At 35.7% G+C, this 25,866-nt stretch carries 30 protein-coding genes; 26 read left to right on the top strand and 4 right to left on the bottom strand.

From position 1 onward, the window contains the following. Positions 1 to 16: 16 nt before the first annotated feature. Both BKP35_RS02925 and BKP35_RS02920 read right to left on the bottom strand, forming a co-directional pair. Positions 17 to 973 carry a TIGR03943 family putative permease subunit gene (locus BKP35_RS02925; protein WP_071311879.1) on the bottom strand — a complete coding sequence of 319 codons (957 nt, stop codon included), beginning with the start codon at positions 971 to 973 and terminating at the stop codon, positions 17 to 19. 27 nt (positions 974 to 1,000) lie between these two features. Further along, positions 1,001 to 2,029, bottom strand: a complete 1,029-nt coding sequence (locus BKP35_RS02920; RefSeq protein WP_071311878.1) for a permease — start codon at positions 2,027 to 2,029, stop codon at positions 1,001 to 1,003. Positions 2,030 to 2,718: 689 nt separating this feature from the next. Between BKP35_RS02920 and BKP35_RS02915 the strand changes: the two genes are divergently transcribed. From BKP35_RS02915 to crcB, 4 genes are all read left to right on the top strand, one after another. Beyond that, entirely contained in the window at positions 2,719 to 3,717 is a 999-nt protein-coding gene (locus tag BKP35_RS02915; protein ID WP_071311877.1) for a CobW family GTP-binding protein, read from the top strand. A 261-nt stretch (positions 3,718 to 3,978) separates the two neighbouring features. Continuing rightward, positions 3,979 to 4,122: a hypothetical protein gene (locus BKP35_RS19350; protein WP_169819126.1), complete on the top strand. Its 144-nt coding sequence runs from the start codon at positions 3,979 to 3,981 to the stop codon at positions 4,120 to 4,122. A 14-nt stretch (positions 4,123 to 4,136) separates the two neighbouring features. Next, the gene (locus tag BKP35_RS02910; protein ID WP_245741836.1) at positions 4,137 to 4,667 is read left to right on the top strand and encodes a fluoride efflux transporter FluC; all 531 of its coding nucleotides are present in this window, start codon (positions 4,137 to 4,139) and stop codon (positions 4,665 to 4,667) included. Continuing rightward, positions 4,667 to 5,047 (top strand): fluoride efflux transporter CrcB, encoded by a 381-nt coding sequence (crcB, locus tag BKP35_RS02905; RefSeq protein WP_071311876.1) that lies wholly within the window; start codon positions 4,667 to 4,669, stop codon positions 5,045 to 5,047. Before BKP35_RS02910 ends, crcB begins: the two co-directional genes overlap by 1 nt. Before the next feature lie 246 nt (positions 5,048 to 5,293). On the opposite strand, the gene BKP35_RS02900 is transcribed toward crcB, so the two are convergent. Continuing rightward, positions 5,294 to 6,211 (bottom strand): aldo/keto reductase, encoded by a 918-nt coding sequence (locus BKP35_RS02900; protein WP_071311875.1) that lies wholly within the window; start codon positions 6,209 to 6,211, stop codon positions 5,294 to 5,296. Positions 6,212 to 6,554: 343 nt separating this feature from the next. Between BKP35_RS02900 and BKP35_RS02895 the strand changes: the two genes are divergently transcribed. Further along, positions 6,555 to 7,625: a DUF3866 family protein gene (locus BKP35_RS02895; protein ID WP_071311874.1), complete on the top strand. Its 1,071-nt coding sequence runs from the start codon at positions 6,555 to 6,557 to the stop codon at positions 7,623 to 7,625. Here the strand turns inward: BKP35_RS02895 and mciZ are convergent. After that, complete coding sequence (mciZ, locus tag BKP35_RS02890) at positions 7,622 to 7,756, bottom strand: Z-ring formation inhibitor MciZ (protein WP_071311873.1); 135 nt, start codon at positions 7,754 to 7,756, stop codon at positions 7,622 to 7,624. The two genes, BKP35_RS02895 and mciZ, sit on opposite strands and share 4 nt — an antisense overlap. Positions 7,757 to 7,871: 115 nt before the next feature. Here mciZ and BKP35_RS02885 point away from each other — a divergent pair, with 115 nt between their 5' ends. The 21 genes from BKP35_RS02885 to BKP35_RS02785 all read left to right on the top strand — a co-directional run bounded on the left by BKP35_RS02885 (position 7,872) and on the right by BKP35_RS02785 (position 25,811). Next, on the top strand, positions 7,872 to 8,417 hold the full coding sequence (locus BKP35_RS02885; protein ID WP_071311872.1) for an NUDIX domain-containing protein: 546 nt from the start codon (positions 7,872 to 7,874) through the stop codon (positions 8,415 to 8,417). A gap of 1 nt (position 8,418) precedes the next feature. After that, a complete protein-coding gene (locus BKP35_RS02880) occupies positions 8,419 to 9,606 on the top strand; it encodes an endonuclease Q family protein (RefSeq protein ID WP_071311871.1) in 1,188 nt (395 codons plus the stop codon). An 88-nt stretch (positions 9,607 to 9,694) separates the two neighbouring features. After that, on the top strand, positions 9,695 to 10,339 hold the full coding sequence (gene spoIIM / locus BKP35_RS02875; RefSeq protein WP_071311870.1) for a stage II sporulation protein M: 645 nt from the start codon (positions 9,695 to 9,697) through the stop codon (positions 10,337 to 10,339). A 124-nt stretch (positions 10,340 to 10,463) separates the two neighbouring features. Then, on the top strand, positions 10,464 to 10,922 hold the full coding sequence (fur, locus tag BKP35_RS02870) for a ferric iron uptake transcriptional regulator (protein ID WP_071311869.1): 459 nt from the start codon (positions 10,464 to 10,466) through the stop codon (positions 10,920 to 10,922). A gap of 107 nt (positions 10,923 to 11,029) precedes the next feature. Beyond that, positions 11,030 to 11,263 (top strand): YqzK family protein, encoded by a 234-nt coding sequence (locus tag BKP35_RS02865; protein WP_071311868.1) that lies wholly within the window; start codon positions 11,030 to 11,032, stop codon positions 11,261 to 11,263. A gap of 26 nt (positions 11,264 to 11,289) precedes the next feature. Beyond that, positions 11,290 to 12,180: a site-specific tyrosine recombinase XerD gene (xerD, locus tag BKP35_RS02860; protein WP_071311867.1), complete on the top strand. Its 891-nt coding sequence runs from the start codon at positions 11,290 to 11,292 to the stop codon at positions 12,178 to 12,180. Between the two features lie 270 nt (positions 12,181 to 12,450). Continuing rightward, a complete protein-coding gene (gene deoB, locus BKP35_RS02855; protein WP_071311866.1) occupies positions 12,451 to 13,638 on the top strand; it encodes a phosphopentomutase in 1,188 nt (395 codons plus the stop codon). 15 nt (positions 13,639 to 13,653) lie between these two features. Then, positions 13,654 to 14,457 (top strand): purine-nucleoside phosphorylase, encoded by an 804-nt coding sequence (locus BKP35_RS02850; protein WP_071311865.1) that lies wholly within the window; start codon positions 13,654 to 13,656, stop codon positions 14,455 to 14,457. 17 nt (positions 14,458 to 14,474) lie between these two features. Then, a complete protein-coding gene (locus BKP35_RS02845) occupies positions 14,475 to 15,296 on the top strand; it encodes a purine-nucleoside phosphorylase (protein ID WP_071311864.1) in 822 nt (273 codons plus the stop codon). 134 nt (positions 15,297 to 15,430) lie between these two features. Continuing rightward, positions 15,431 to 16,732: a pyrimidine-nucleoside phosphorylase gene (locus BKP35_RS02840; protein ID WP_071311863.1), complete on the top strand. Its 1,302-nt coding sequence runs from the start codon at positions 15,431 to 15,433 to the stop codon at positions 16,730 to 16,732. Positions 16,733 to 16,922: 190 nt separating this feature from the next. After that, positions 16,923 to 18,086: a D-alanyl-D-alanine carboxypeptidase family protein gene (locus BKP35_RS02835; protein WP_071311862.1), complete on the top strand. Its 1,164-nt coding sequence runs from the start codon at positions 16,923 to 16,925 to the stop codon at positions 18,084 to 18,086. A gap of 625 nt (positions 18,087 to 18,711) precedes the next feature. Further along, on the top strand, positions 18,712 to 19,062 hold the full coding sequence (spoIIAA, locus tag BKP35_RS02830; RefSeq protein ID WP_071311861.1) for an anti-sigma F factor antagonist: 351 nt from the start codon (positions 18,712 to 18,714) through the stop codon (positions 19,060 to 19,062). Beyond that, positions 19,062 to 19,502, top strand: coding sequence for an anti-sigma F factor (gene spoIIAB / locus BKP35_RS02825; protein ID WP_071311860.1), 441 nt, complete (start codon positions 19,062 to 19,064; stop codon positions 19,500 to 19,502). Before spoIIAA ends, spoIIAB begins: the two co-directional genes overlap by 1 nt. A 12-nt stretch (positions 19,503 to 19,514) precedes the next feature. Beyond that, positions 19,515 to 20,273: an RNA polymerase sporulation sigma factor SigF gene (gene sigF, locus BKP35_RS02820; RefSeq protein ID WP_071311859.1), complete on the top strand. Its 759-nt coding sequence runs from the start codon at positions 19,515 to 19,517 to the stop codon at positions 20,271 to 20,273. A gap of 482 nt (positions 20,274 to 20,755) precedes the next feature. Further along, positions 20,756 to 21,379 (top strand): stage V sporulation protein AA, encoded by a 624-nt coding sequence (locus BKP35_RS02815; protein WP_071311858.1) that lies wholly within the window; start codon positions 20,756 to 20,758, stop codon positions 21,377 to 21,379. Then, the gene (locus BKP35_RS02810; protein WP_071311857.1) at positions 21,369 to 21,791 is read left to right on the top strand and encodes a stage V sporulation protein AB; all 423 of its coding nucleotides are present in this window, start codon (positions 21,369 to 21,371) and stop codon (positions 21,789 to 21,791) included. Before BKP35_RS02815 ends, BKP35_RS02810 begins: the two co-directional genes overlap by 11 nt. 27 nt (positions 21,792 to 21,818) lie before the next feature. Next, positions 21,819 to 22,271 carry a stage V sporulation protein AC gene (gene spoVAC, locus BKP35_RS02805; protein WP_245741853.1) on the top strand — a complete coding sequence of 151 codons (453 nt, stop codon included), beginning with the start codon at positions 21,819 to 21,821 and terminating at the stop codon, positions 22,269 to 22,271. Positions 22,272 to 22,288: 17 nt separating this feature from the next. After that, on the top strand, positions 22,289 to 23,302 hold the full coding sequence (spoVAD, locus tag BKP35_RS02800; protein ID WP_071311855.1) for a stage V sporulation protein AD: 1,014 nt from the start codon (positions 22,289 to 22,291) through the stop codon (positions 23,300 to 23,302). Between the two features lie 95 nt (positions 23,303 to 23,397). Continuing rightward, the gene (gene spoVAE / locus BKP35_RS02795; RefSeq protein WP_071311854.1) at positions 23,398 to 23,748 is read left to right on the top strand and encodes a stage V sporulation protein AE; all 351 of its coding nucleotides are present in this window, start codon (positions 23,398 to 23,400) and stop codon (positions 23,746 to 23,748) included. A gap of 4 nt (positions 23,749 to 23,752) precedes the next feature. Further along, complete coding sequence (gene spoVAEA / locus BKP35_RS02790) at positions 23,753 to 24,319, top strand: stage V sporulation protein SpoVABEA (protein ID WP_071311853.1); 567 nt, start codon at positions 23,753 to 23,755, stop codon at positions 24,317 to 24,319. Continuing rightward, the gene (locus BKP35_RS02785; protein WP_281244170.1) at positions 24,312 to 25,811 is read left to right on the top strand and encodes a spore germination protein; all 1,500 of its coding nucleotides are present in this window, start codon (positions 24,312 to 24,314) and stop codon (positions 25,809 to 25,811) included. Before spoVAEA ends, BKP35_RS02785 begins: the two co-directional genes overlap by 8 nt. Positions 25,812 to 25,866: the final 55 nt, after the last annotated feature.

Raw genomic sequence — 25,866 nt, 5'->3', positions numbered from 1 at the left:
CCTTTGTACTTTTTTATTATCTAAAGCTAGGGTAGACGTACGGTGAATCTGGTTCAGAAACTACCGTTACCTCTCTTAATTGAACTACAGGTAGTTTATATCCATGGTACTCTGTTTCGTGAATCGTTCCTCGAACTCTGATCCACATATCGTTGTCGAATAATGATGCTTCTTCAGTTTCCACTAATGTGCCGTAAACACCGGCGTCAGCAGTACAACAAGTCATTGAAAATCTAGCAACTACTAGTCGGTTATCCTCAAAGTCGGGTTCACGAAATACAAATCCAGTAATTTCGAGCTCTTTACCGACAAACTTTTCTAAATGTAAATCTAATAAAGTCATCACATCTAAATAATTTTCATCAGTAACTTCGATAACTGGCTCTTCTAGCAATTCGATCAATAACTCATCGTAATACTCATTAAACCAATCTTCATCGTAAAAGTCTTCAATTTGGAAGTGTTCAATATCATCGTCAAATTCATCTTCTGTAAGACTAGCTAAATATCCTTCTGGATCATTTAAAAATTGATCAGTTCTGGGAGTACTAGATAGTTCATCATCAATGGTTGCAACGGGCTGAGCATTTCCAGAACCAAAAATAATCCCACGATTAGCGGCAATTTGACTATTTAATGCTTGGTCAGGGGTAATAAATCCCATCAATAGAGGTAAAATGAAAATAGAATAAACAACAACCTTGATCCATGTGGGGCCAGATACTTGATGATCTAAGCCACAATCACAATCATCTTCTTCGTCCAATTCTCCTTTTTTCGTACTACGGAATATTTGTATGATCCCTAGTAGAAAAAATACTGCAATTGAAAAGTAAATAAACGGCATCATTTTTGGTGCAATATAATATTTAATGTTGTCTGTAATAATTAAACCTAAAATTAATAACGCAAAGCCAAAGAGAATAATACCTCTAATATAAGCATGAAAACTTAGATCGCCTCTCCCATTCATGAATTCACTTCCTTTCACCCAAATTAATTATAAAATGAAAAACTCTAAAAGGAGCACAGAGCTGAAAACGACAACTGTTACAGTAGTGATGAACACTAATACAAATTTTGTTTTAAACAAAGCAAGCATCATTACTGTATTTTTTAAATCGACCATTGGACCGTAAACTAAAAAGGCAATGATTGAGCTAGTTGTAAAGTTGTTTGCAAAAGATGCGGCAACAAATGCATCCGCTTCAGAACATAATGATAATACATATGCAAATACCATCATTACAAATGTTGCTGAATATTCGTTAGTACCAAGTGCTTGTAATATACTTCGATCTAAATATGTTTGGAATAGAGCTGCAATAAAAGCTCCAGCAATTAGATATTTTCCCATCATAAAAAACTCGTCAGCAGCATGGTACATCGTTTGTTTTACACGGTTTCGCTTTTTCTGTGGTGTTATAACTTGTGTTACTTGTTTCCCTACCAACTCATCTCTACTCCATTTTAATTGATCTGTGTTTTTTCTAAAAATAAAGTAAATGATCGCACCAATTAAAATTGCTAAAATAAACGCAAGTCCCATTCGCGAATATAAAACAGTTGGGTTGTTTCTAAAAGCATAAAAAGTAGAAGCAAATACAACTGGATTAAGAATCGGAGCTCCAACTAAAAAGACGACACCAACATGTAAAGGCATACCTTTCTTTATTAAACGGCGAACGACAGGGACAATCGCACATTCACATATTGGGAAAATAGCGCCGAGAACAGCAGCAGGAAATAATGCTCCTAGTGCACTTTTCGGTAAGTATTTTTGAATAGTATCCTCTGACACATAAATTTGAATGAGTGCAGAAACGAAAACGCCTAATAAAATAAACGGAAATGCTTCTATAATAATACTAATAAAGATCGTATTTACGTTAACGATACTAGTTGGTATATCAATAAATGATGAAGTGGTTATTCTATCATAATTAAAGAATAGTAATAAAAAGACTAGTAATAAAGCAACACCGAGTAAATCTTTTACTAAAGAAGATGCAGACTCTTTTAAGTTCATAATGATCTACTCCTATTGTAAATTTTTATTGAAAACTTTTAAGCATGCATTTCACTTAAAAATAAAATTATAAAACTATAAAACTATTATTCGAGTGAATTTCATAGATACCTTAACTGAGCCATATCAAACTATAAGTAGTTGCAAGTGGTTTATCGCAACTACTTATAGATACTTAATGGTGATCATATTGATATAAATTCATTAATCCATTATTGTATTTTAACATAAATTAGTCGTCAATGAATCGACCTTTTTATCCCTTTTTCAACAAAAACTATGGTTTTGTATGAAAAAGATGGATAGTTGGTTAGTTTGTTGGTTAGATTGTTAGTGGTTTGTTGGAAAGGAACGACTAAGCGTCATGGTGGTTTTGTAAAAAGGCGGGTGATTTCCTGAACGAGCCTTCTTATTTCGCCAAGAAATAAACAGCGAAGAGAAGGAAAACGCCCGCCTTTTACATGGTAGAAGGGGAAGCTCTTGCGTCTCCTAGTAATGCAGCGAAGTATGTTTTCTTGTCGCAAAGCAACATGTAGTAGTCTCGAAGCTGTAATCCATGGTGTAATTGAGTGCAGTAGCTTTGGTGGCGGAAAATCGCCATGATGGATTCATCTTAAAAAGTAATGATTCTTATTTGAGCTTTTTTCTACGTTATGCTAAATTTAGCTTAAGAAAGGTGGAGAAGTTTAATGGCAAAAATCGTACCCGCTTATATTATTACAGGTTTTTTAGGAAGTGGAAAGACGACTTTACTACAAAAAATACTAACTTATTATAAAGAACAAAACCTTAAACCGGCAATTGTTTTAAATGAAATCGGTGAAACTAATGTTGAAGAAGATTTATTTAGTGAAGATGACGTACTTGAAATGCTTAACGGTTGCATTTGTTGTTCGATTCAAGGAGATTTTACGAAGGAACTGCATTCATTTTTAACTACATTAAGTAAGGAAGAAACACCGGACGTTTTATTAATTGAAGGAACGGGAGTTGCCAATCCTTTAGAAATTGTCGATGCTCTTACAGATCCTCTTTTAATAAATTATATAGATTTGTATTCAGTGATTAATTTACTAGATGCTAGTAAATACCTAGAATATCAAAGTATTTTTTCAAGTTCTAAAGAAGTACGTACTGTTTTAAAGTCACAAATTACTACGAGTTCTTACATTTTATTGAATAAAGTTGATTTAATTGATGAAAAGAATATTGATAAAGTTAAAAAGAAGGTTGATCAATTAAAGCAGATTGATGCTCCTGTCGTAGAATCGACTTTTGGTGATGTCGAGATCGGACAACTACTAAAAAAACGGATTTCTACTAGCCGTGGCACGAAAACGCCATTGAACTTACTAGAACATAATGACTGTGGTTGTAGTGGTGAGCATACATGTAATGACCACGTACATAACCATTCGTTTCAAGCAATGCAAATTGATGTAAAAGAACCAATTGATCGACTGCAGCTAGAAAAATGGTTCAAGCAACTCCCGAAAACTTTAGTTCGTGGTAAAGGAGTTATTCAATTAACCGAGACGGTTGGCTTATTTCAGTTTCAATATTCTTCTGGACAGCTCATACTAAATCGCTTAAAAACAGAAACTAAAGTTGATCCTTGTATCATTTTAATTGGGATTGAATTAGAAAGTAATTCTATTTTGAAGTCTTTTGAAGATACTTTGCAATGAAAAATAGGCATATATTGTAAGTGTGCGTTGTAAATCTGCATAAAATAAATGGTATATTATTTAACGAAAAAGAGGGGGTGACGATATGTCAGCCTCTCTTTCACTGTAAATGTCTATAACGGTTGTGGTTTCAAGGAATAAAAATGCTAATATAGAAACGAAGAAACAGTAAAAAAGGCGGGTGCTTTTGCGAACGAACGTCTGAGATTCGTAAGAAGGTCAAGGTAAAGTGAGGGAAAGCGCCCGCCTTTTCCATATTAGATGGTGACGTCTATCGTCATGAGTGTTTTGTATGAAAATAAAATGACGGTCGACTTTTCGGAACAAGCCTCTAAAGCCGGGACGGATTTACAGCGCAGTGAGGGAAATCGACCGGATTTTTTCATGTTAGATGGTGACGATTAATCGTCATGCGGGTTTTGTATGTAAAAAAGTTATTGGTTGACTATCTTGATCAAGCTCCTTATATTGAATCTACTTACAATGTTGATTATACTTTTAACTATTATAACTTCGAAAGAGAAGTGGTTTTTATGACTAAAAAGTTATACTTAACTTTAATAGCTATTGCCATCGGAGGTGCTTTAGGGACGCTGTTTAGATATGCAATTAACCTCCAAACGTTGACTTTATTATTTCCTTTAGGAACTGCATTAGAAAACTTAGTTGGGAGTTTGTTATTAGGAATTTTAACAGGTTTTGTTATACATGTGAAATTAAATGAGGTATTAAAAACAGGCTTAGGTGTTGGGTTTTGTGGAGGCTTTTCAACAATGTCAACGTTAGCAGCAGATTTTTACTACCTTTTAGTTGCTGAACTATGGCTTTTATTGTTCACATATTTATTTATTTCTGTAATAGGTGGAGTGCTTCTTGCATTTTTAGGGTTTATGATTGGGGAAAAAGGTGGAGCAAAATATCAACTGTCAAGAAGAGTAGGTGAAGGTTAATGAATACTCTGTTAGTTATGTTAGGTGGAGGATTCGGGGCAATGTTGCGTTATGTTGTTGGGGTGTTCATTATGAAAAGGTTTCAGCACCCACCGATCCCAATTGCAATGTTAATCGTAAATGTCATTGGATCTTTTGGTCTTGGGTTATTTTTAGGAATTTTCTTTCGTGAACTCGATCCGATTATATACGAATCACCACTATTTTTATTAATAGGTTTAGGCTTTTTTGGGGCGTTTACGACGTTTTCAACGTTTAGTGTTGAAACGATGCAGTTATTGCGAGATGGTAAAAGAAAGCATGCGTTAATCTATGTATTATTATCAGTTAGTTTGTCTATTTTATTTTTTAGTAGCGCTTTTTTTCTAACATTGAACTAGGCTATTCTTCAAAAGAACTACACATGACGATCAATTATCTCCATTTACTATGAAAAAGAACGAGCGATTTCCTTCACTTCGCTGTAAACTTCTAACGAATTTTAGAGGCTCGTTCAGGAAATCACTCATTCTTTTTCAAACAAAGCAACACACTTACTCGTCACATCTTACATGTAAAATAGCAGGGAGCTTATTTCAACATCTAAAGCTTTTTCAAACCAACTAGCCAACGAACAAACTATTAAATTATCGGTGTGAAGTATAATAGTTTGTTTTTATAATTTTTCTCAACTCAATAAGTTCTATAGAAGTAAGAGAACGTTGCTTAATGCAGGAAACATTCGCTGTTAACTGCTTCATCGTACTACAGCCTGGAATTACAGAGGAAACGGCCTTATTTCCTAAGCAATAATGGAGAGCTAATTCGTGAAGAGTGTAACCGTAACTATGAGCCCATTGCTTTAATTCAGTAACGACATTTTCTAATTCAGTTTTAGAGTAGTTTAAATAACCTTCTATACCCTCAAATTTATTCAAGTAGTTATCTGTTAAAAGCCCTTTGGCGACAGGACCTCTAGCAATGACGTTAATGTTATTTTCAGCTAGGAGATCGAAAACTTCCTCTTCAGGTCTTACATCTAGTAAACTGTATTGCATCATTACACTAACAATATTTGATTTTTGTACATACTCTTTGATGACGTTTTGACGAATCGATGAAATTCCATAATAGCGAATCCAACCTTCTGAGATAAGTTCTTCAAACGCCTCAATCGTTTCGTCGATGGGGTCGCTGGTTGTACCCCCGTGTAGTTGATATAAATCAATATAATCTGTTTGCAGCCTCGTCACACTGTTTTTTACGGCTTCTTTAATATATCGTTTTGTCGGATTCCATTTCCAACTATCTTTAGTCACGTTCCATTCATTTCCTCCTTTCGTTGCTATAATCACATCGGCCCGCTTCCCTTTTAACGCTTTACCTAAAAGTTGTTCATTTTTTCCAAATTGATATAAATCGGCAGTGTCAAAATAATTAATACCGGAATCAATCGCTTTATGGATAATATATTCGCTTTCGATGTGGTTAGGGTCTAATGACATACACCCTAAACCAATCGTCGAAGCATATAAGTTTGAATGACCAATTTTTCTCTTTTCCATTTTATTCCCTCCGTAACACAAATCTAGTATTACAATAACAATGATAAACGTTGATATCAATTATCGAAGGTTAAATAGTTGCCGAAAGGAAATAATGTTTTGTAGAAAAGTTGGTTAGGGCATTCACCCGACTTTCTATGTTAGCTGGTGGCTGCCGACATGCCGCCATGAGCGCTTTGTATGAAAAAGGCGGGTGATTTCTGAACGAGCCTCTAAAACTCGTTAGAGGTTTACAGCGAAGAGAAGGAAATCGCCCGCCTTTTACATTTTAGATGGTGACGGAATATCCTTCATGAACATTTGTATGAAAATAAAAATTTTTGCTGGGTGAGGAGAACCGTATATGTATATAGAAAAAAAAGTTATTGTCGAAGAAATATTGTATGAAGACGAAGAAATTCAATTACTAAAAACTTCAGCAAGTGCCAATAAAGCGATGTTATATTTACACATCACTCCGAGAGCAAATGTTAATGATGAAATCATTGTCAATGTTACTTCAACAGAGTTGAAACTTGGTACTGGTGGAATGGATATCGTAACAAATGTTATCCGATCATTACCCAAAGAGGATTTTGCACCAAATGGTCATATAATGAAAGCTCGTTACTTACCTAATCAATTGAGTGTATTAGCTGTTGAAGCGCAAGAGAGTAAGTATCATGATTTATTTACGAAGGGATTTTCTTTAAATGGTAAAAATATATTAATAGGAGAGCTACATAGTATGATCCCCATTTGCTTTTGGGCGATGGATTTCTTAAAAAAAGATGGAAATATGGTAGTGATCATAAGTGATGAAGCAAGCATTCCGTTAACTGTTAGTAACCACATTCGCACATTAAAAAAAGACAAGCGCTTTTCAACGATAACGATCGGTCAAGCTTTCGGCGGGACATATGAAGCGATAAATCTACAAACAGCTTTGCAATTTGCTAGTGATAAATTACATGGAGATATCATTTTTGTGACGTTAGGACCGGGAGTTGTAGGATCTGGAACGTATTACGGTTTTAGCGGTATTGAACAAGCGTCTTGGGCTAATATTATTGGTCGTTTAAATGGTGTTCCTGTATGGATTCCAAGACTTTCAGAAGCAGACGAGCGTAAGCGCCATCAAGGAATAAGCCACCATACGTATACACCATTAACCGAGTTTACATATACGAAAAGCATTTTACCTTTACCTACGATTACAGGTCGTATGATCAAAAAAATAAACAAACAAGTTGAAGAAATCCAAAAACAACATTCTGTTCAATGGATGGCAATAGAGCCTCTGGAACAAGTAATTAATCATTGCTTAATTAGTAGCCCTGTTCCACTTAAGACGATGGGCAAACAATATGAAGATGACCCTATCTTCTTTTTAGGCGTTGCAAGTGCTATGAAATGGATCATTGAAAATAATTAACGTTTAGGACTTTGGCTATCAATCCACTCTTGGACAGTTGTGTATTTGTTCATATACTTTTTTAATAAATATTTGATTTGCCATGCTTTACCTACTAACGTTACACGTTGTTCTTGAATATAAATTTTCATTATTTATCGACTCCCTTCACGTTTTCCCTTTTGGGGGACAAGCTATGTTAAACTTTATGAAGGCGTTATTAGGTTTAGTACATCATTTTTAATTTATTTGAGGAGTGTTCTATAAATGGAGAAAAAGTTATTTGAAAAGACGATATCTGAAAAGACAATATTTAATGGAAGAATTATTGATCTTGTGCTTAAGGATGTAGAGTTACCGGATGGAAAAACGAGCAAACGTGAAATTATTAACCACCCGGGGGCCGTTGCAATTATTGCCGTTACAGAAAGTAAAAAAATCGTTTTAATTAACCAGTTTCGTAAACCTCTTGAAAAAACGATCATTGAAATTCCAGCTGGAAAGTTAGAAAAAGGGGAAGATCCACTAAAGTGTGCGAAACGAGAACTAGAAGAGGAAACGGGTTACAAACCAAAAGAAATTGAGGCAGTAACCTCTTTTTATACTTCACCAGGTTTTGCAGATGAACTAGTACACATATATTTCACTGATAAACTTGAATTAGGAGAAGTAAACCGAGATGATGATGAATTTTTAGATGTGTTAGAAGTTACATTAGAGGAAGCAGAAGCGCTTATTGAGAAACAGTTAATTCATGATGCAAAAACAGTTTATGCGATCCAGTACTTAAAGTTAAAAGGTGGCTTGTTGTAAAGTGACTTGTTTACAGTCTTTTTTTGTTGATTTACATATACATCTAGGAGCGACGGCTACTGGGAAACCAGTTAAAATTACCGCGAGCAAATCATTAACATTAGAAAGTGTGTTAAATGAATCAGCAGATGTAAAAGGGCTTGATTTAATTGGGATTATCGATTGTCATGTTCCAGAAATATTAGAACAAATTGAAGAGTTAATACGTATAGGTGAGCTCGTTGAAAATAAACAAGGAGGACTTTGTTATAAAAAGAAAATAAGCTTTATATTAGGTTCTGAAATAGAAATTTATGATCGTAGTTGTAAAGGGCCGATTCATGTACTCGTTTATTTTCCTTATGTTAGTGCCATGAAAGAGTTTTCCCGTTGGTATTCTATGAGGGTGAAAAATATTACTTTAAGTTCGCAACGTATTTACGAGGAAGGGATAACTTTACAAAAGAAAGTAAAGGAACTTGGTGGCTTATTTATTCCAGCTCACGTATTTACTCCGTTCAAAAGCTTATTCGGAAAAGGAGTAAAAAAAAGCTTGTCTGAAGTGTTTATCCCTGAACTCATTGATGCGGTTGAGCTAGGTTTAAGTTCAGATACAAATATGGCTGACAATATCGTTGAACTACATACTTATACATATTTAACAAATTCTGATGCTCATTCTTTAGCGAAGATTGCCCGTGAATATCAAAAAATAAAGATGGAACAACCAAGTTTCGATGAGTTAGTGAAAGCATTAAAGGTCGAGGGTGAGAGGGGGATTCAATGTAATTATGGTCTTGATCCTCGCCTTGGGAAATATTATGAAACGACATGTGAAAATTGCTTTTATCATATACAAAATGAAGAAGTGTGCCCTAATTGTGGACACCGCCATTTCGTTAAAGGGGTTGCAACAAGGATTAAAGAATTATCAATGAACAAGGGTGAAGATGTTCATGATAAACGAAGTCGTCCACCTTATGTGCATCAAGTTCCGTTACAGTTCATACCTAAAGTAGGACCGAAAACATTAGAGAAGCTTCGAGATTATTTTAAGACAGATATGAATATCATTCATAATGCTTCAAAAGAACAACTACAAAAGATAGTTTCTTCAAAAATTGCCGATTATATTTTAAAAGCTAGAGAAGGTAAACTTTCCGTGAACACTGGTGGAGGTGGTAAGTACGGCAAAGTAAAGGGAAATTAGTTAACATTCATTAAATTGGCATAGAGGACGATTTTTTTTCATAGAGTGTAATAGAGAGTAGGTTATTACATTTATGAGGAGGAGAACGATGAAAAGAAGGCCAAATGGAATTGGACAAGTGATTGCATTTCATATTGAAGAAAATCGTTCAATTTATATATTTACAACTGTTTTATTTTTAATGGGTATTATATTTGGGGCAATTATCGTAAATAGCTTATCTCTTGGTCAGAGACATGATTTGCATATATATTTAAACCAATTTTTTGGACAAGTAGCCGAAGGGCAGTTTGCAGATTCGGCAGCTATGTTTGCACAAAGTTTTGCTCACTATATGAAATATATCGGGCTAATGTGGGTTTTAGGACTTACAATAATAGGGCTACCGATTATTTTAATCTTATTGTTTATTAAAGGAATTGTCGTTGGTTTTACTGTAGGGTTTTTAGTGAATCAACTAGGTATGAATGGATTTTTACTTTCGTTTGCTTCAGTGATGCCACAAAACTTTATTTTAGTACCTGTTTTTATCATTGTTTCTACGGCATCCGTAGCATTTTCCTTGAAAATGGTAAGACATCAATTTATTAAAAGAAGCCATGAACCAATATTTCAATCGTTTTTACGTTATTCCGCTTTAGTTGTTTGTATTGGTGCGGTTTTAGCGGTTGCTTCTGCTTTTGAAGCTTATATTTCACCAAACTTAATGAGAATGGTAGTCACTTGGATGTAAATTATATATAGTTTTGTTTTGGAATTATTATAAAGTGATTATTGTAATGATTTTAATTTGACCCCTTTTTAATTATTGAGTATAATTAACCTACGTAATCGGCTTTCGGGAGGGGCAAAAGAGTATGGAAAAAAGGATTGAACGCATAAAAAAACAGTTGCATTCTCAAAGCTATAAGCTTACTCCGCAACGAGAGGCGACAGTTCGAGTACTATTAGAACATGAAGAAGACCATTTAAGTGCGGAAGATGTGTATTTATTAGTAAAAGAAAAGTCGCCTGAAATTGGCTTAGCTACTGTCTATCGAACGTTAGAGCTATTAAGTGAGTTAAAAGTAGTTGATAAAATCAACTTTGGTGATGGAGTATCTCGATACGATTTACGCCAAGAAGGTGCAACTCACTTTCACCATCACTTAGTATGTATTGAGTGTGGTTCTGTTGATGAAATTCAAGAGGACTTATTAGGTGAGGTAGAAAAGGTTGTAGAGAAGAGCTGGAACTTTAAAATAAAAGATCATCGACTAACTTTTCATGGAATATGTAGTCGTTGTCAAGAGAATAAACCATCGGAACCTTCCTAAAGTGATGAACTTAGGAAGGTTTTTTGTTAAGAATTTTTAGGAAATGGTATAGAGCTTCTGTTTTTTGGCATATCTTGTACTATTGAAGATATTTAGGAGGCTAATCAATGTTTAAAAATTTTTTCACATTAGCTTGGGACACATTTCGAGTGTTTCTCTTATTTCTAGGGTGCACGTTATTGTTTTATTATGGTATTCTATGGGTGAGTCAGGAATATGAAAGTTACCATCGCTATGATGAACCGAAGGGAAGAGCGGTAAAAGTCGTTCAGATGGAGGAACCGCAACAATCTTCAGGTATGTTAGATCGACTGATGTTCTTTTATCATTTTGGGGAGTAATAGATACAGTTATAGGGAGTTTGGAGATGAAAAATCAAATAGAAGGTTTTCTTCAATTTATTAGTATTGAAAAAGGGTTATCTGAGAATACGGCTCTTTCTTATCGAAGAGACTTAGAGAAATATACACACTATTTAATGGAAGTAGAACAACTAACATCTTTAAAGGATGTCACACAAACAGTCATCATGAATTATTTATATTATTTAAAAGAAAAGGGAAGGGCTACTACTACGATTGCTAGGACGATCGCTTCGATTCGTTCTTTTCATCGATTTCTTATTAGGGAAAGAATAACGATTGATGACCCTTCTATACATATTGAAACCCCGAGGCAAGAACGGAGATTACCGAAAGTTTTGACGACAGAAGAGGTTGAAGTTCTATTGAAAGCTCCTAAAACTAATTCTGCTTTTGATATTAGAAATAAAGCAATGTTGGAATTGCTTTATGCTACGGGAATCCGTGTGTCGGAACTTTGTACATTAAAAATTACTGATATACATCTAGAGATGGGGTTTATCCGTTGTTTCGGAAAAGGAAATAAAGAGAGGGTTATTCCGGTAGGAAAGTTGGCTACTGAGGCATTAGAAAAGTACATGAACAAAGCGAGAGCTGAATTAATGAAAACGAAGAAACATGATTTTTTATTCGTAAATCACCATGGTGAGGGTTTGTCTAGACAAGGCTTCTGGAAAATTTTAAAAAAATTAAGTAAAGAGGCAATGATTGAGAAGGAACTAACTCCACACACGTTACGTCATTCTTTTGCTACGCATTTATTAGAAAATGGTGCGGATATAACAGCCATTCAGGAAATGTTAGGTCATGCTGATATTTCAACAACGCAAATTTATAAGCATGTAACGAAAATAAGGTTAAAAGAAGTATACGCTAATTTTCATCCACGAGCATAATTTTAAAGAACTGTCACAAAATTGTTTGACACAACAAGTTACTACTAAATATGGGCGTCTAGATTTAGCCTCTGTCTATATTTAGATACCTAACGGCGTCTGACATTTTTTTAGGGCAGTCTTTTTATATAAAGGAGGTTGTCAGACCTCTTACATCTCCTGTATAATAAAAGTGGTTTCCGTTATCAACAATTAAATTATGCATATTCGGGAATAGTAATGTTGTAAAATAAAAGAAAGATTAGGCAAGAGAGTTTAGGAGGTATAATAATGACAAAAAATTACGATTATAAAAGAATTTTTTTAGTTGTATTGGATTCTGTCGGAATAGGCGAGGCGCCAGATGCCGATAAATTTGGTGATACAGGAGCGAACACACTTGGTCACATTGCCGAAAAGATGGACGGTTTACATATGCCGAATATGGAAAAGTTAGGCTTAGGAAAACTTGGTCAATTTAATGGTATTAAAAATGTCCAAGCTCCTTTAGCTCATTACGGAAAAATGGAGGAAGCGTCTAACGGTAAGGACACGATGACTGGTCATTGGGAAATTATGGGTCTTTACATTGATACCCCTTTTAGAACTTTTCCAGACGGATTTCCACAAGAATTAATTGGTGAATTAGAAGAAAGGTCAGGTAGAAAAATTATTGGTAATAAGCCTGCATCAGGGACTGAAATTTTAGATGAATTAGCAGAAGAACATGTAAATACCGGGGCATTAATTGTCTATACTTCAGCAGATTCTGTCTTACAAATTGCTGCACATGAAGATGTAGTTCCGCTTGAGGAATTATATAATATTTGTAAAATTGCAAGAGAATTAACTTTAGATGAAAAATATATGGTTGGCCGAATTATCGCTAGACCGTTTGTAGGAGAACCAGGTGCTTGGAAGAGAACGCCAAATCGTCATGACTATGCACTAAAACCGTTTGATCGTACGGTTATGAACGAGTTAAAAGATGCAAATTACGATAGCTTAGCGATAGGGAAAATATCAGATATTTATGACGGTGAAGGAATTACGGAAGAGCTTAGAACGACTTCGAATATGGATGGTATGGATAAGTTAATTGAAACGCTAGAAATGGATTTTACAGGAATAAGTTTTTTGAATTTAGTTGATTTTGATGCAATCTATGGACACCGCCGCGATCCTATAGGCTATGGGAAAGCTTTAGAAGAATATGACAAGCGTCTTCCAGAAGTTTTTGATAAGCTTCAAGAAGGTGATTTACTTATTATTACAGCTGATCATGGAAATGACCCTGTTCATCATGGTACTGATCACACGAGAGAGTATGTACCACTTATCGTATTTGATAAAGAGCAACAGGAACCTAAAGACTTAGGAGTAAGAAAAACTTTTGCTGATATTGGAGCAACAGTTGCTGATAACTTTAATGTAAAGATGCCTCAATATGGTAAAAGCTTTTTAGAAAATTTAAAGTAAAGGGGAAGTGAGAAAATGAATAACACTGTAGCTTATTTAAGAGAAAAATTGTCATTTCAACCTGAGATTGGTCTGATTTTAGGTTCAGGACTCGGAGTTTTGGCGGACGAAATCGAAAATCCATTAAGGATTCCTTACAATGAAATTCCGGATTTTCCTGTTTCGACCGTAGAAGGTCATGAGGGTGAACTCGTTATTGGTACTTTAAAAGGAAAAAATGTAATTACGATGAAAGGACGTTTTCATTTTTACGAAGGTTATTCTTTGGAAAAGGTAACTTTTCCGGTTAGAGTAATGAAAGAGTTAGGTGTCAAAAGCTTAATTGTCACTAACGCTGCAGGTGGGGTGAATGAAAGTTTTACACCAGGAGATTTAATGATCATTAATGATCATATTAATAATACTGGGACGAATCCCCTTATTGGTCCAAATGACCCGAAACAAGGTGTACGTTTCCCAGATATGTCAACGGCATATAGCAAAAGGTATATTGAATTAGCTAAAAGTGTGGCTGAAAAAATTAATATCCCTCTACAAGAAGGTGTTTATGTTGGAAATACAGGACCTTCTTATGAAACCCCTGCCGAAATTCGTATGCTTCGTACAATAGGTGGAGATGCAGTCGGTATGTCAACGGTTCCGGAGGTTATTGTAGCGCGACATAGCGATATAGAAGTGTTAGGGATTTCTTGTATTTCAAATATGGCTGCAGGAATACTAGATCAGCCGTTAACTCATGATGAAGTGATGGAGACAACAGAAAAAGTAAAAGCTAATTTCTTAACTTTCGTAAAAGAAATTGTCAAAGAAATGAATTAATTGGGAGAGTGTGCATAGTGGAACAAATATTAGATAAAGCAAAAGAAACCGTTGAATTTATAAAAAAAGAAATTAATGTGACACCAGAAATTGGCCTAATCCTTGGGTCTGGATTAGGAGAATTAGCTGATGAGATCGAAGAACGTGTAGCAATTCCTTATGAAAAAATTCCAAACTTCCCTACATCGACTGTAGAAGGTCATGCAGGGCAACTCGTCATTGGGAAACTAAATGGCAAAGCAGTTGTAGCGATGCAAGGAAGATTTCATTATTATGAAGGATATTCAATGCAAGAAGTAACTTTTCCGGTCCGTGTAATGAAACTTTTAGGAGTATCTAAAATGATTGTGACTAATGCCTGTGGTGGCATGAATCCAGACTTTGCTCCAGGAGATTTAATGATTATTACAGATCATCTTAACATGACAGGAGACAATCCGCTAATTGGCCCAAATCACGGTGATTTCGGTCCACGTTTCCCAGATATGAGTACGGCGTACACTCGTGAATACATACCAATTCTTGAAGAAGTGGCAGCAAGTGTAGGAATTAATCTACAAAAAGGTGTTTATGCAGCTATTTCTGGACCAACATATATGACAGGTGCCGAACTTATAATGCTTAGAAAAATGGGTGGAGACGTTGTTGGAATGTCAACGGTACCAGAAGTTATTGTTGCTAGGCATATGGATATGAATGTCATCGGTATTAGTTGTATTACAGATATGGCGATTGGTGAAGAGATAGAAGGCGTTACTCACGAACAAGTAATGGAAACAGCTACGCGTACAAAGCCAAAGTTTATTCAATTAGTGAAAGAAGCATTACCGAAAATTTAAGAGTGTTGAGTTATGAGTGAAGAGTTTTGAGTTGCTAGGGAAATCGCTTCGAAGCATTACCTAAAAGTTAACTCAACACTCAACACTCAAAACTTCAAAACTTCAAACTCAATACTAAGAAATGGGTGAGATCGATGAGAATGGTAGATTTAATAGAAAAAAAACGTGATGGTGTCGAGCTTTCTAAAGATGAAATTAATTTTATCATTGAAGGATATACAAAAGAAGAAATACCAGAATATCAAATGAGTGCTTTTGCAATGGCTGTTTTCTTTCAAAATATGAGTGATGATGAGCGAGCAGCACTAACGATGGCGATGGTTGAATCAGGAGATAAAATTGATTTAACAGCTATTGAAGGTGTAAAGGTAGATAAGCATAGTACTGGCGGTGTAGGAGATACAACGACACTTGTACTCGCCCCTCTAGTGGCTAGTGTCGGAATTCCGGTTGCTAAAATGAGCGGTAGAGGCTTAGGTCATACAGGAGGAACAATTGATAAATTAGAAGCTGTAACAGGGTTCTCTGTCGAAATAACGAGTGAGCAATTTGTTGATTTAGTAAATAAAAATAAAGTAGCAGTTGTCGGTCAAAGTGGCAATTTAACACCAGCTGATAAAAAGCTTTATGGGTTAAGAGATGTTACTGCAACAGTTAACTCAATCCCTTTAATTGCAAGCTCGATCATGAGTAAAAAAATAGCTTCAGGAGCCGATGCGATTGTTTTGGATGTAAAAACGGGTGCTGGAGCATTTATGAAGGAATTAAGGCAAGCTGAAGAGTTAGCAAAAGCAATGGTTGATATCGGAAATAACTTAGGTAGGAATACGATTGCCGTTATTTCTGATATGAGCCAACCTCTCGGCTTTGCTATTGGAAATGCACTAGAGGTAAAAGAAGCAATTAATACGTTAAAAGGTGAAGGTCCAAGTGATTTAATGGAGCTTTGCTTAAATTTAGGTAGTCAAATGGTAGTTCTTGGAGGAGGAGCGAAAACGTTAACTGAAGCTCGTGAACAGCTAGAAGAAGCAATTTCCTCAGGAAAAGCTTTAGAAACGTTTAAAACATTTTTAAGCGCACAAGGTGGCGACGTTTCTGTTGTTGATGATGTAAGTAAATTGCCAACAGCAAAGTATAAAATTGATGTGCAGGCAAAACAGTCTGGTTACGTTTCCGAAATCATTGCCGATAAAGTTGGTGTTGCAGCAATGATTTTAGGTGCAGGGCGTGCGACAAAAGAATCAGTGATTGACTTAGCGGTAGGAATTGAACTACGCAAAAAAATTGGAGACTACGTAAATCAAGGTGAACCGCTTTTAACACTTCATAGCAATCAAGAAAATGTTGACGAATGCTTAAAAAGAGTTTATGAATCGTACAAAATTTCTGACGAAGAAGTAAGTGCTCCAACGTTAATTTATAAAGAAATAAGATAACTAATTTTTAAAGGATGTCATTACCCTATTTTTTGTGGGCAATGGCATCTTTTTTTGTTGGATAGTTGGATAGTTGGTTTGGGTGCTCGTGCCAGACTTTTTATAAATTAGTACTTATTTTTTCCATAAGCTGTATAAAAAAGGGGGAAGTGGAAAAAATGCTAGAGAATAGAATGGAGGGATATTGATAATGAGGGGATTTTTTGTTCGTTTTTTAGCGGTAACATTACTGCTGTCTACTTTTCCATTAACAGCAATTGCTGAGGAAGGAAAAGTAAACTTAGCAAAAGAGTCATCATCAGCTATCTTAATGGAGCGAGATACCGGGACTATTTTGTTTGAGAAAAATAGTAACGAAAAGCTACCACCAGCAAGTATGACAAAGATTATGACAATGCTTTTAATCATGGAAGCATTAGATCAAGGGAAAATAACACTTGATGAAAAAGTAAGAACAAGTGAACGGGCAGCTTCAATGGGAGGATCGCAGATTTTCTTAGAAGTTGGTGAAGAAATGACAGTTGAAGAAATGCTTAAAGGTATTGCGATTGCATCAGGAAATGATGCATCAGTAGCAATGGCTGAGCACTTAGCCGGTTCCGAAGAAAATTTTGTAGCAATGATGAATGATAGAGCAAAAGAGCTTGGGTTAACCGATACTAACTTTTTAAATTCAAATGGTTTACCTGCCGAAAATCATTATACTACGGCTTTTGATTTGGCGATCATTTCAAAGGAACTGTTAAAATATGAAGATGTCCTCGCTTACACTAGTTTGTATGAAGATTATTTGAGGCAAGATACAGATAATAAATTTTGGCTTGTTAATACTAATAAATTAGTTAAGTTTTACCCAGGGGTAGATGGCCTGAAAACAGGATATACTCGTGAAGCAAAATATTGTTTAACTGTTACAGCTAAGAAAAATGATATGCGTGTAATTGCGGTTGTCATGGGAGCTGAAACACCAAAAGAACGAAATCGGCAAATAACTGAAATGTTAGATTATTCATTTAGTCAATATACTACACACAACCTTTATGAACGAGGTCACGTGATCACCGAATCGAAAGTTAGTAAAGGCCAAAAGCCTTCAGTTGAAGTAGTAACTTCGGAAACGGTTTCTGTATTAACGAAAAAGGGAGAAAATATTGAAAATGTGGAAGAAGATATTTCTCTAGATAAGAATTTAAAAGCACCGATTAAAAAAGGTGATCAAATTGGTTTGCTCCGCCTTGAAAAAGAAGGGAAGACTTTAGCTGAAGTACCTCTAGTAGCGAATGATGATGTTGGAGTCGCTTCTTGGTGGCAACTTTTCAAACGAACAACTGCAAAGTTTGGTGGTAAATCGTAATGTGAAATTTAGGAGTACTCATTTTGTAGTTGGACAGTTGGTAAGTTGGAATGGAAAAACCTGATTTACCTGATTTTTATGTTAAAAATTGACGGTATATCGTCAGGATCGTTTTTTATGTAAAACAAATGACGGGCGAGTTTCGCGAACGAGCGTCTGAGATTCGTTAGAAGGTCACGGCGAAGTGAGTGAAACCGTCCGGAATTTTCACATAATTAATGGTGACGATTGATCGTCTTGAGAGATCTTGTATAGATACCTTCTAATAAAAATGAGTACCCTTCATAAAATAATTTTCTATTATTGCCGAATAAGCACTAGTTTTGTCAGTAAGAAGGATTGAAAGACAACTTTATAGAAATCACTTTCTAGCACAATATTTCTTAAGAATAATACTTTTACTTTTTAATATGTGAATTTCATAATTATCTTAATTGTGCCATATCAAACTATATATAGTTGCGAGCGGTTTAACGCACTACATATAGAGACTTAATGGCAATAATATTGAATTATGAAATTCATTAACGTTTTAAAGTAAAAGTAGTTTTCTTGCTATGGATTAATTAAGCTTTTAAGAAAAATTGTGAAGTAAATGTTTATTTATGATAGGGAGTGAGTGTAAGTGAGCTTAACCATTAAAATGGAGAAAAAAGACGCGATACTTTGTGTAAGATTAAATGGAGAGTTAGATCATCATTCTAGTGAAATGTTACGAAAAGAAGTTGATAGTGAATTACAAACAGGGAAATACAAGCACTTAGTTTTTAATTTAGAACACTTATCATTTATGGATAGTTCAGGGTTGGGTGTCATTTTAGGACGATATAAGCAAATAACAAATAATGGTGGAGAAATGGTTGTTTGCTCGATTACGCCTCCGATAAAACGTTTATTCGAAATGTCTGGATTATTTAAGATTGTTAGATTAGCTGACAATGAGCAATTTGCACTAGAAACATTGGGGGTGGCATAATGAAAAACATTATGGAACTTCAGTTTTCCGCCCTTAGTCAAAATGAATCGTTTGCTCGAGTAACTGTCGGAGCATTTGTTGCTCAATTAGATCCAACAATGGATGAGTTAACTGAAATAAAAACCGTTGTTTCTGAAGCTGTAACTAATTCGATTATTCACGGTTATCAAAATAACCCTGAGGGCATTGTGTATATATCAGTTCTACTTGAAAATGATGTGGTAAAAATTTCAATTAAAGACGAAGGTATTGGTATCGACGACATCGATGAAGCAAGACAACCATTGTATACAACCAAACCAGAGTTAGAAAGATCTGGCATGGGCTTTACAATTATGGAAAACTTTATGGATGAAATCAAAGTTGTTTCAAATCCGTTAGCTGGAACAACAGTTCATTTAACGAAGTTACTTTCAAAAAGTAAAGCTTTATGCAATTAAGGGGTTCTGCTTATGGATGTGGAGGTAAAAAACGAAAAAAAAGAAACGTACTTAACAGATGAAGAGGTAAAAGCTTTAATCGCTAAAAGCCAAACTGGCGATCAAGACGCAAGAGATATTATTGTAAATCGTAATACAAGATTAGTTTGGTCAGTAGTACAGCGCTTTTTGAATCGTGGGTATGACCCGGAAGACTTGTTTCAAATTGGTTGTATCGGTTTAATTAAATCTGTCGATAAATTTGATTTGTCTTATGATGTAAAGTTTTCTACTTACGCAGTTCCGATGATTATCGGAGAAATTCAAAGGTTTTTAAGAGATGATGGTACAGTAAAAGTAAGTCGATCATTAAAAGAAACTGCGAATAAAATTAGGAAAATGAAAGATGAACTGTCGAAAACGTTAGGTCGTGTACCAACTGTAGCTGAGATTGCAGAAAAGCTAGACATAACTCCTGAAGAAGTTGTCTTTGCTCAAGAAGCAAGTAGAAGCTTATCTTCTATCCATGAAACGGTATACGAAAACGACGGTGATCCAATCACTCTCTTAGATCAAATTGCGGATCAAACAGAAAATAAATGGTTTGAAAAAATTGCTTTAAAAGAAGCAATTCGCCATTTAAATGAGCGTGAACGATTAATCGTATACTTGAGATATTATAAAGACCAAACTCAGTCTGAAGTTGCTGAGCGGTTAGGAATTTCCCAAGTGCAAGTTTCTAGGCTTGAAAAGAAAATACTAAAGCAAATAAAAGACCAAATGGCTGACTAGCCATTTGGCCTCAGACTGCCCGCAAACGCTTGCACACGTCGTTGTTCACCCTTGAGTTCATGCTCATTACCCTCTATGGTAACTCCGCTGTCCTCAAGGGTTCACGCCTCGTCTGACAAGCGTTTTCAATCAGTCTGAATAGATTTCAAAAAATATTTTATTTAAACACAAAGACCAAATGGCTGACTAGCCATTTGGTCTTTGTGTTTTTAAGCTTATCGATTGAGACAAGTCTTGTTTTTCTAATTAAACGCATGAGATGGAGGTGTTCCATCCATACTAAAAAACAATCAGTAGTATACAATCAAGGCGCTTACACTTTTCAATGTCTAGTTTCAGCGCCTAGCTTCTCGAGCGCTTCGATCCACCGATGTTTATCTACTCGAAGAAGTCAATTCAAGAGGGGATAAACTCTCGCTGGCTCTCCAGCGCTTTTAGGGCTGATCAAGGCGCTTACACTTTTCTATAAAGGTGGGGGATAAATGAAGGATGAGATTGTTTACATACGAATGCGCCATAGGGTACAAGCTGTTAATTCACAAACGGTAAAAGTGGGTGATTTAGCTCAAATTGTCGCAAGTGATAACGTTCGTCAATTAGTAAATGTTATACCGATTCACCAAGTAATAAAAGAAGATAGGAAATTCATTGTTATAGATGTCATGAAGGTTATTAAAGCTATAAATGAAAAATATCCGAATATTGAAGTTCAAACAATGGGAGCAGCACAAACGATTATTGAGGTTTATATAAAGAAAAAACCTTTAAGACCGCTCTTTTTTTTAATGATATGGGTCTTATTATTCATTGGAGCAGGCCTTGCGGTCATGAATTTCCATGAAGATGTAAGCATGCAGGAAGTTCACCGGAAGCTCTATACAATCATTACAGGAGAGGATGATCCGAAACCGCTATTATTACAAATACCATACTCAATTGGCCTTGGATTAGGGATGGTTTTATTTTTTAATCATTTATTTAAAAAACGAATTAATGAAGAGCCGAGTCCTTTAGAAGTTGAAATGTTTAATTATCAACAGGCGTTAGATCACTATGTTTCTATCCACGAAAATGGTGAAAGTGAAACAAAAATCAATGATCATTAATTATTTAGTTTCCATGCTTATCGGTTTAAGTGGTGGGTTAGCAGTTGGAGCAGGCTTTGTTGCCTTTTTAACGGTTTTAGGAGTAATTCCTCGATTAACTCAACTTACGAAGACGAAAAACTTTATTAGGTATTATGAATGGGCAGTCGTTGTAGGTGCTATAACTGGCTCGTGGTTAAGTTTATGGGAGCCGACTTTTCAATTACCTAGCATAACAACAGCTTTTGTTGGTCTTTTTGCTGGTGTTTTTGTAGGTTTATTAGCAGCCGCATTAACAGAGGTGTTAAATGTTTTCCCGATACTAGCTAAACGTGTCGGAGTTGCAGATAAAATTACTTATTTATTAATGGCGATTGTTTTTGGCAAAATTTTAGGATCTTTATTTCACTGGATCTACTTTGTAGATAGATAAGAAGGGGTAACTATGGATCAAGATCAATTGGAAAAAAATAAAAAAAAATATAAAAAAGCGATCGAACCATTCCAGCCTAAGCCCTCCTATTTTAAAAACTGCTTTAAAGCTTTTTTGATTGGGGGAGTGATTTGTGCAATTGGGCAAGGGATAGCGAATCTTTATATTTATTATTTTGACTTAACAGAAAAAACGGTAGCTAGTGCAATGCTAGGAACGTTAATTTTAATAGCATCTGTTTTAACGGCGCTAGGTATTTATGATCGAATAGGACAGTTTGCTGGTGCAGGATCAATTGCCACGGTTACCGGGTTTGCAAATGCCATTTCAAGTAGTGCTCTAGAACATAAAAGTGAAGGGGTTGTACTCGGAATTGCCGGGAATATGTTTAAAATTGCTGGTGCTGTCATTGTTTTCGGGGTTGTTTCTGCCTATATCGTAAGTATGATTCGTTTACTTGTACAAACGTTAATTTCATAAATAGTCGGAGGAAGTAAATGCGTAGCCAAACGATGCAATTCAACAATGGAATATATGTTCAAAGTTCAGCCAGTGTTGTTGGCCCTAAAGAAGCTGAGGGCCCACTAAAAGGTTGTTTCGACAAATCTTATGATAATTTATATTGTGGTGAAGCTACATGGGAATTAGCTGAGCGGAAGTTAATGTCAGAAGCAATAGAGTTATGTTTACAAAAGGCAAATAAAAAAAATGAAGAAATTGACTTTTTTCTTGGCGGGGATTTGTTAAATCAAAATATTACTGCTAGTTATGTGGCAAGAGAAAAGGAAATTCCTTTTTTCGGGTTGTTTAATGCATGCTCAACTTCAATGGAAGCTTTGACATTAGCTTCAGTCTTATTGGACGGAGGCTTTGCTGAGCATGTCGTTACTGCTGTGAGTAGTCACTTTGCAACTGCTGAACGGCAATTTCGGTATCCTACAGAATTTGGTGGACAAAAACCGAGTACAGCGATGTATACAGTAACTGGATCAGGCGCTGCATATGTGAGTAAAAAAAAATCCAAAATAAGAGTAGAATCTGCAACAGTTGGTAAAGTGGTAGATCTCGGTGTAACAAGTCCTTTTAATATGGGAGCTGCAATGGCTCCAGCGGCAGTACAGACGATTAAAACTCACTTACAAGACTTAAGGAGAAAACCTGAAGACTATGATGCGATTGTAACGGGTGATTTATCTAGAGTAGGAACACCAATTTTAAAGAGCTTATTATTTGAAGAAGGAATTGATATTTATAATAACCATCATGATTGTGGAATTTTAATTTATAGCGCAGATCAAAAAGTTTTTTCAGGTGGTAGTGGTTGTGCCTGTTCAGCGGTAGTTACTTTCAGCCGTTTATTTGATGAATTAAAAAAAGGAGAATTACGTCGAATATTTGTAGTGGCGACGGGAGCATTACTTAATCCATTAATGATTCAACAAAACGAATCAATCCCGTGTATAGCGCACGGTGTTTCATTTCAGTATGAAGATGATTACTCGAATCGTTAATGAAAACTAGTTAATTTGGTAACTATAAAGGCAACTTATGATTATGATGTTCTTACTACAATTAGCGAAATGAAGACTTGAAAGGAGAGTGCGTAGTGGAGTATATAGTTGCATTTACAGTTGGTGGACTTATTTGTGTAGTAGGACAGATAATGTTAGATTTTTTCAAGTTTTCACCAGCACATGTGATGAGCTCCTTAGTTGTTATCGGCGCTCTTTTAGATGGTTTTCACCTTTATGATCGCCTTATTGATTTTGCAGGAGCAGGTGCGATCGTACCAATCACTAGTTTTGGTCACTCTTTAGTTCACGGTGCGATGATAGAAGCACAAAGATCTGGATTTTTAGGAATTGGGATGGGGATTTTTGAAGTTACTTCAGCAGGAATTTCCTCTGCGATTTTATTTGGATTTTTAGTGGCCATATTTTTCAAACCGAAAGGATGAAACCATGGAAAAGAAGAGGGTGATCTTAATAACAGATGGTGATGAATCAGCTAGAAAAGCAGTAGAACTTGTTGCAAAAGAAATTGGAGGACGGTGTATCACAAATTCGTGGGGGAATCCAACGAAATTATCAGGTGAACAAATAGTGCGCTTAATTAATAAAACGCCTTATGATCCAGTGCTTGTTATGTTTGACGATTGTGGTTATACAGAAGAAGGTCCAGGTGAGGAGGCATTACGTTATGTTGCTACTCATAGTGAGTTGAAAATTATTGGAGCAATTGCCGTAGCTTCGAAAACTCATGATAATGAATGGGCAAAAGTGGATGTCAGTATAGACCGAAATGGGAATTTAACCGAGTATGGTGTAGATAAATTTGGGTTGCCAGATATTGAGGTTGGAAGAATAAATGGTGATACGGTATATAACTTAAATGAACTAGGCATTCCCTTTATTGTTGGCATTGGGGATATTGGGAAAATGTCAGGGAAAGATGAAATTGATAAGGGGGCTCCAATTACGAAAAAAGCTGTTGAACTTATTTTAGAAAGGAGCGAGTACCGTGAGTAATGATATTGTTGAAAAAAACAATGCAGATAATGCGAAGCAAAAAGTTTCAAGTACGATCCTCGAAAACGAAAAATACCTAAAAGATAAAGTTGGAATGGGTACTAGTTTTGATGTCGGCGTTCGAAAATTATCGATCTTAGATAAAGAAGTTCAAATTTATTTTGTAAATGGTCTTTGTGATATTCAAAATATTATTGAATTATTAAAAGAATTAATGTTTTTGGATGCTGCAGAAAAACGAGAACTTCGTGTGAAACAGCAAATTGAGAATCGATTAACTCATGTTCAAGTAGAACCAGTAAAAACATTAGATGAAGCTGTAGACCAAATGTTATCAGGCCTCATATTTATTTTAATCGAAGGTGAGACAGAGGCTTTAGTTATTGATGTTCGTAGTTATCCAGGCAGAGGTCCTGAAGAGCCAGATACTGAAAGAGTCGTTAGAGGCGCACGCGATGGTTATACTGAAAACATTATTGAAAATACGGCTTTGACGAGAAGAAGAATTAGAGACGAACGATTAAGGCATGAAATAATGCAAGTCGGCGTTCGTTCGAAAACGGATATTTGTGTTGCGTACATAAAAGATGTCGCTGATCCAAGTTTAATTGAGAAAGTGAAGAAGGAACTGGAAGGAATTGAAATTGACGGTTTAACAATGGCGGATAAAGTTGTTGAGGAATTCATTGTTAAGCAAGGTTTAAATCCTTTTCCTCTTGTCCGTTATACTGAGCGTCCCGATGTAGCGGCAACACACTTACTTGAGGGACATATTGTTATTTTCGTAGATGCGTCTCCAAGTGTGATTATATTGCCAACGACATTTTTTCACCACGTTCAGCACGCTGAAGAGTTTCGCCAAGCACCGCTTATTGGTACGTTTTTACGTTGGGTACGCTTTTCAGGCATGATCTTTGCCTTACTCATCTTACCGTTATGGCTTTTGTTAGTTATGCAACCGGACATGGTCCCCGAAATGTTAGACTTTGTTGGGCCTGAGGAGACGACAAATGTACCAGTGTTTGCCCAAATTATTATCGCTGAAATCGGGATTGAGCTACTCCGGATGGCAGCTATTCATACTCCTTCGCCATTAGCAACAGCTCTAGGTTTAGTTGCAGCATTATTAATTGGAGAAATAGCTATAGAAGTTGGTTTGTTCATCCCTGAAGTCATTCTTTACGTTGCTTTAGGGGCAATTGGTACTTTTGCTACGCCTAGTTATGAATTAGGTATTGCATTAAAGCTTGTTCGTTTATTATTATTAGTTGTTGTATTCTTCTTTAAAGCACCTGGATTTTTAATTGCTCTTACTGTGATGATCTTAATCATTGCAAGTATGAAGCCGTTAGATACACCTTATTTATGGCCGTTTATACCTTTTTATCCAAAAGCGTTTTTAGATATTTTAGTGAGGTTATCAGTGCCTATTAAAAAGCAGCGACCTAGCATCGTTAATACGAAAAATCGTCATAAGCAACCAGCAAATTAACACATTGCGTTGTTAAAGTAAATATGATAAAATTTTATGTATAAATTTTGTGGAT

It is taken from the genome of Anaerobacillus arseniciselenatis (genome assembly GCF_001865995.1).
Classification (GTDB): Bacteria; Bacillota; Bacilli; order Bacillales; family Anaerobacillaceae; genus Anaerobacillus; species Anaerobacillus arseniciselenatis.
This window is presented reverse-complemented; position numbering and strand designations above follow the sequence as displayed.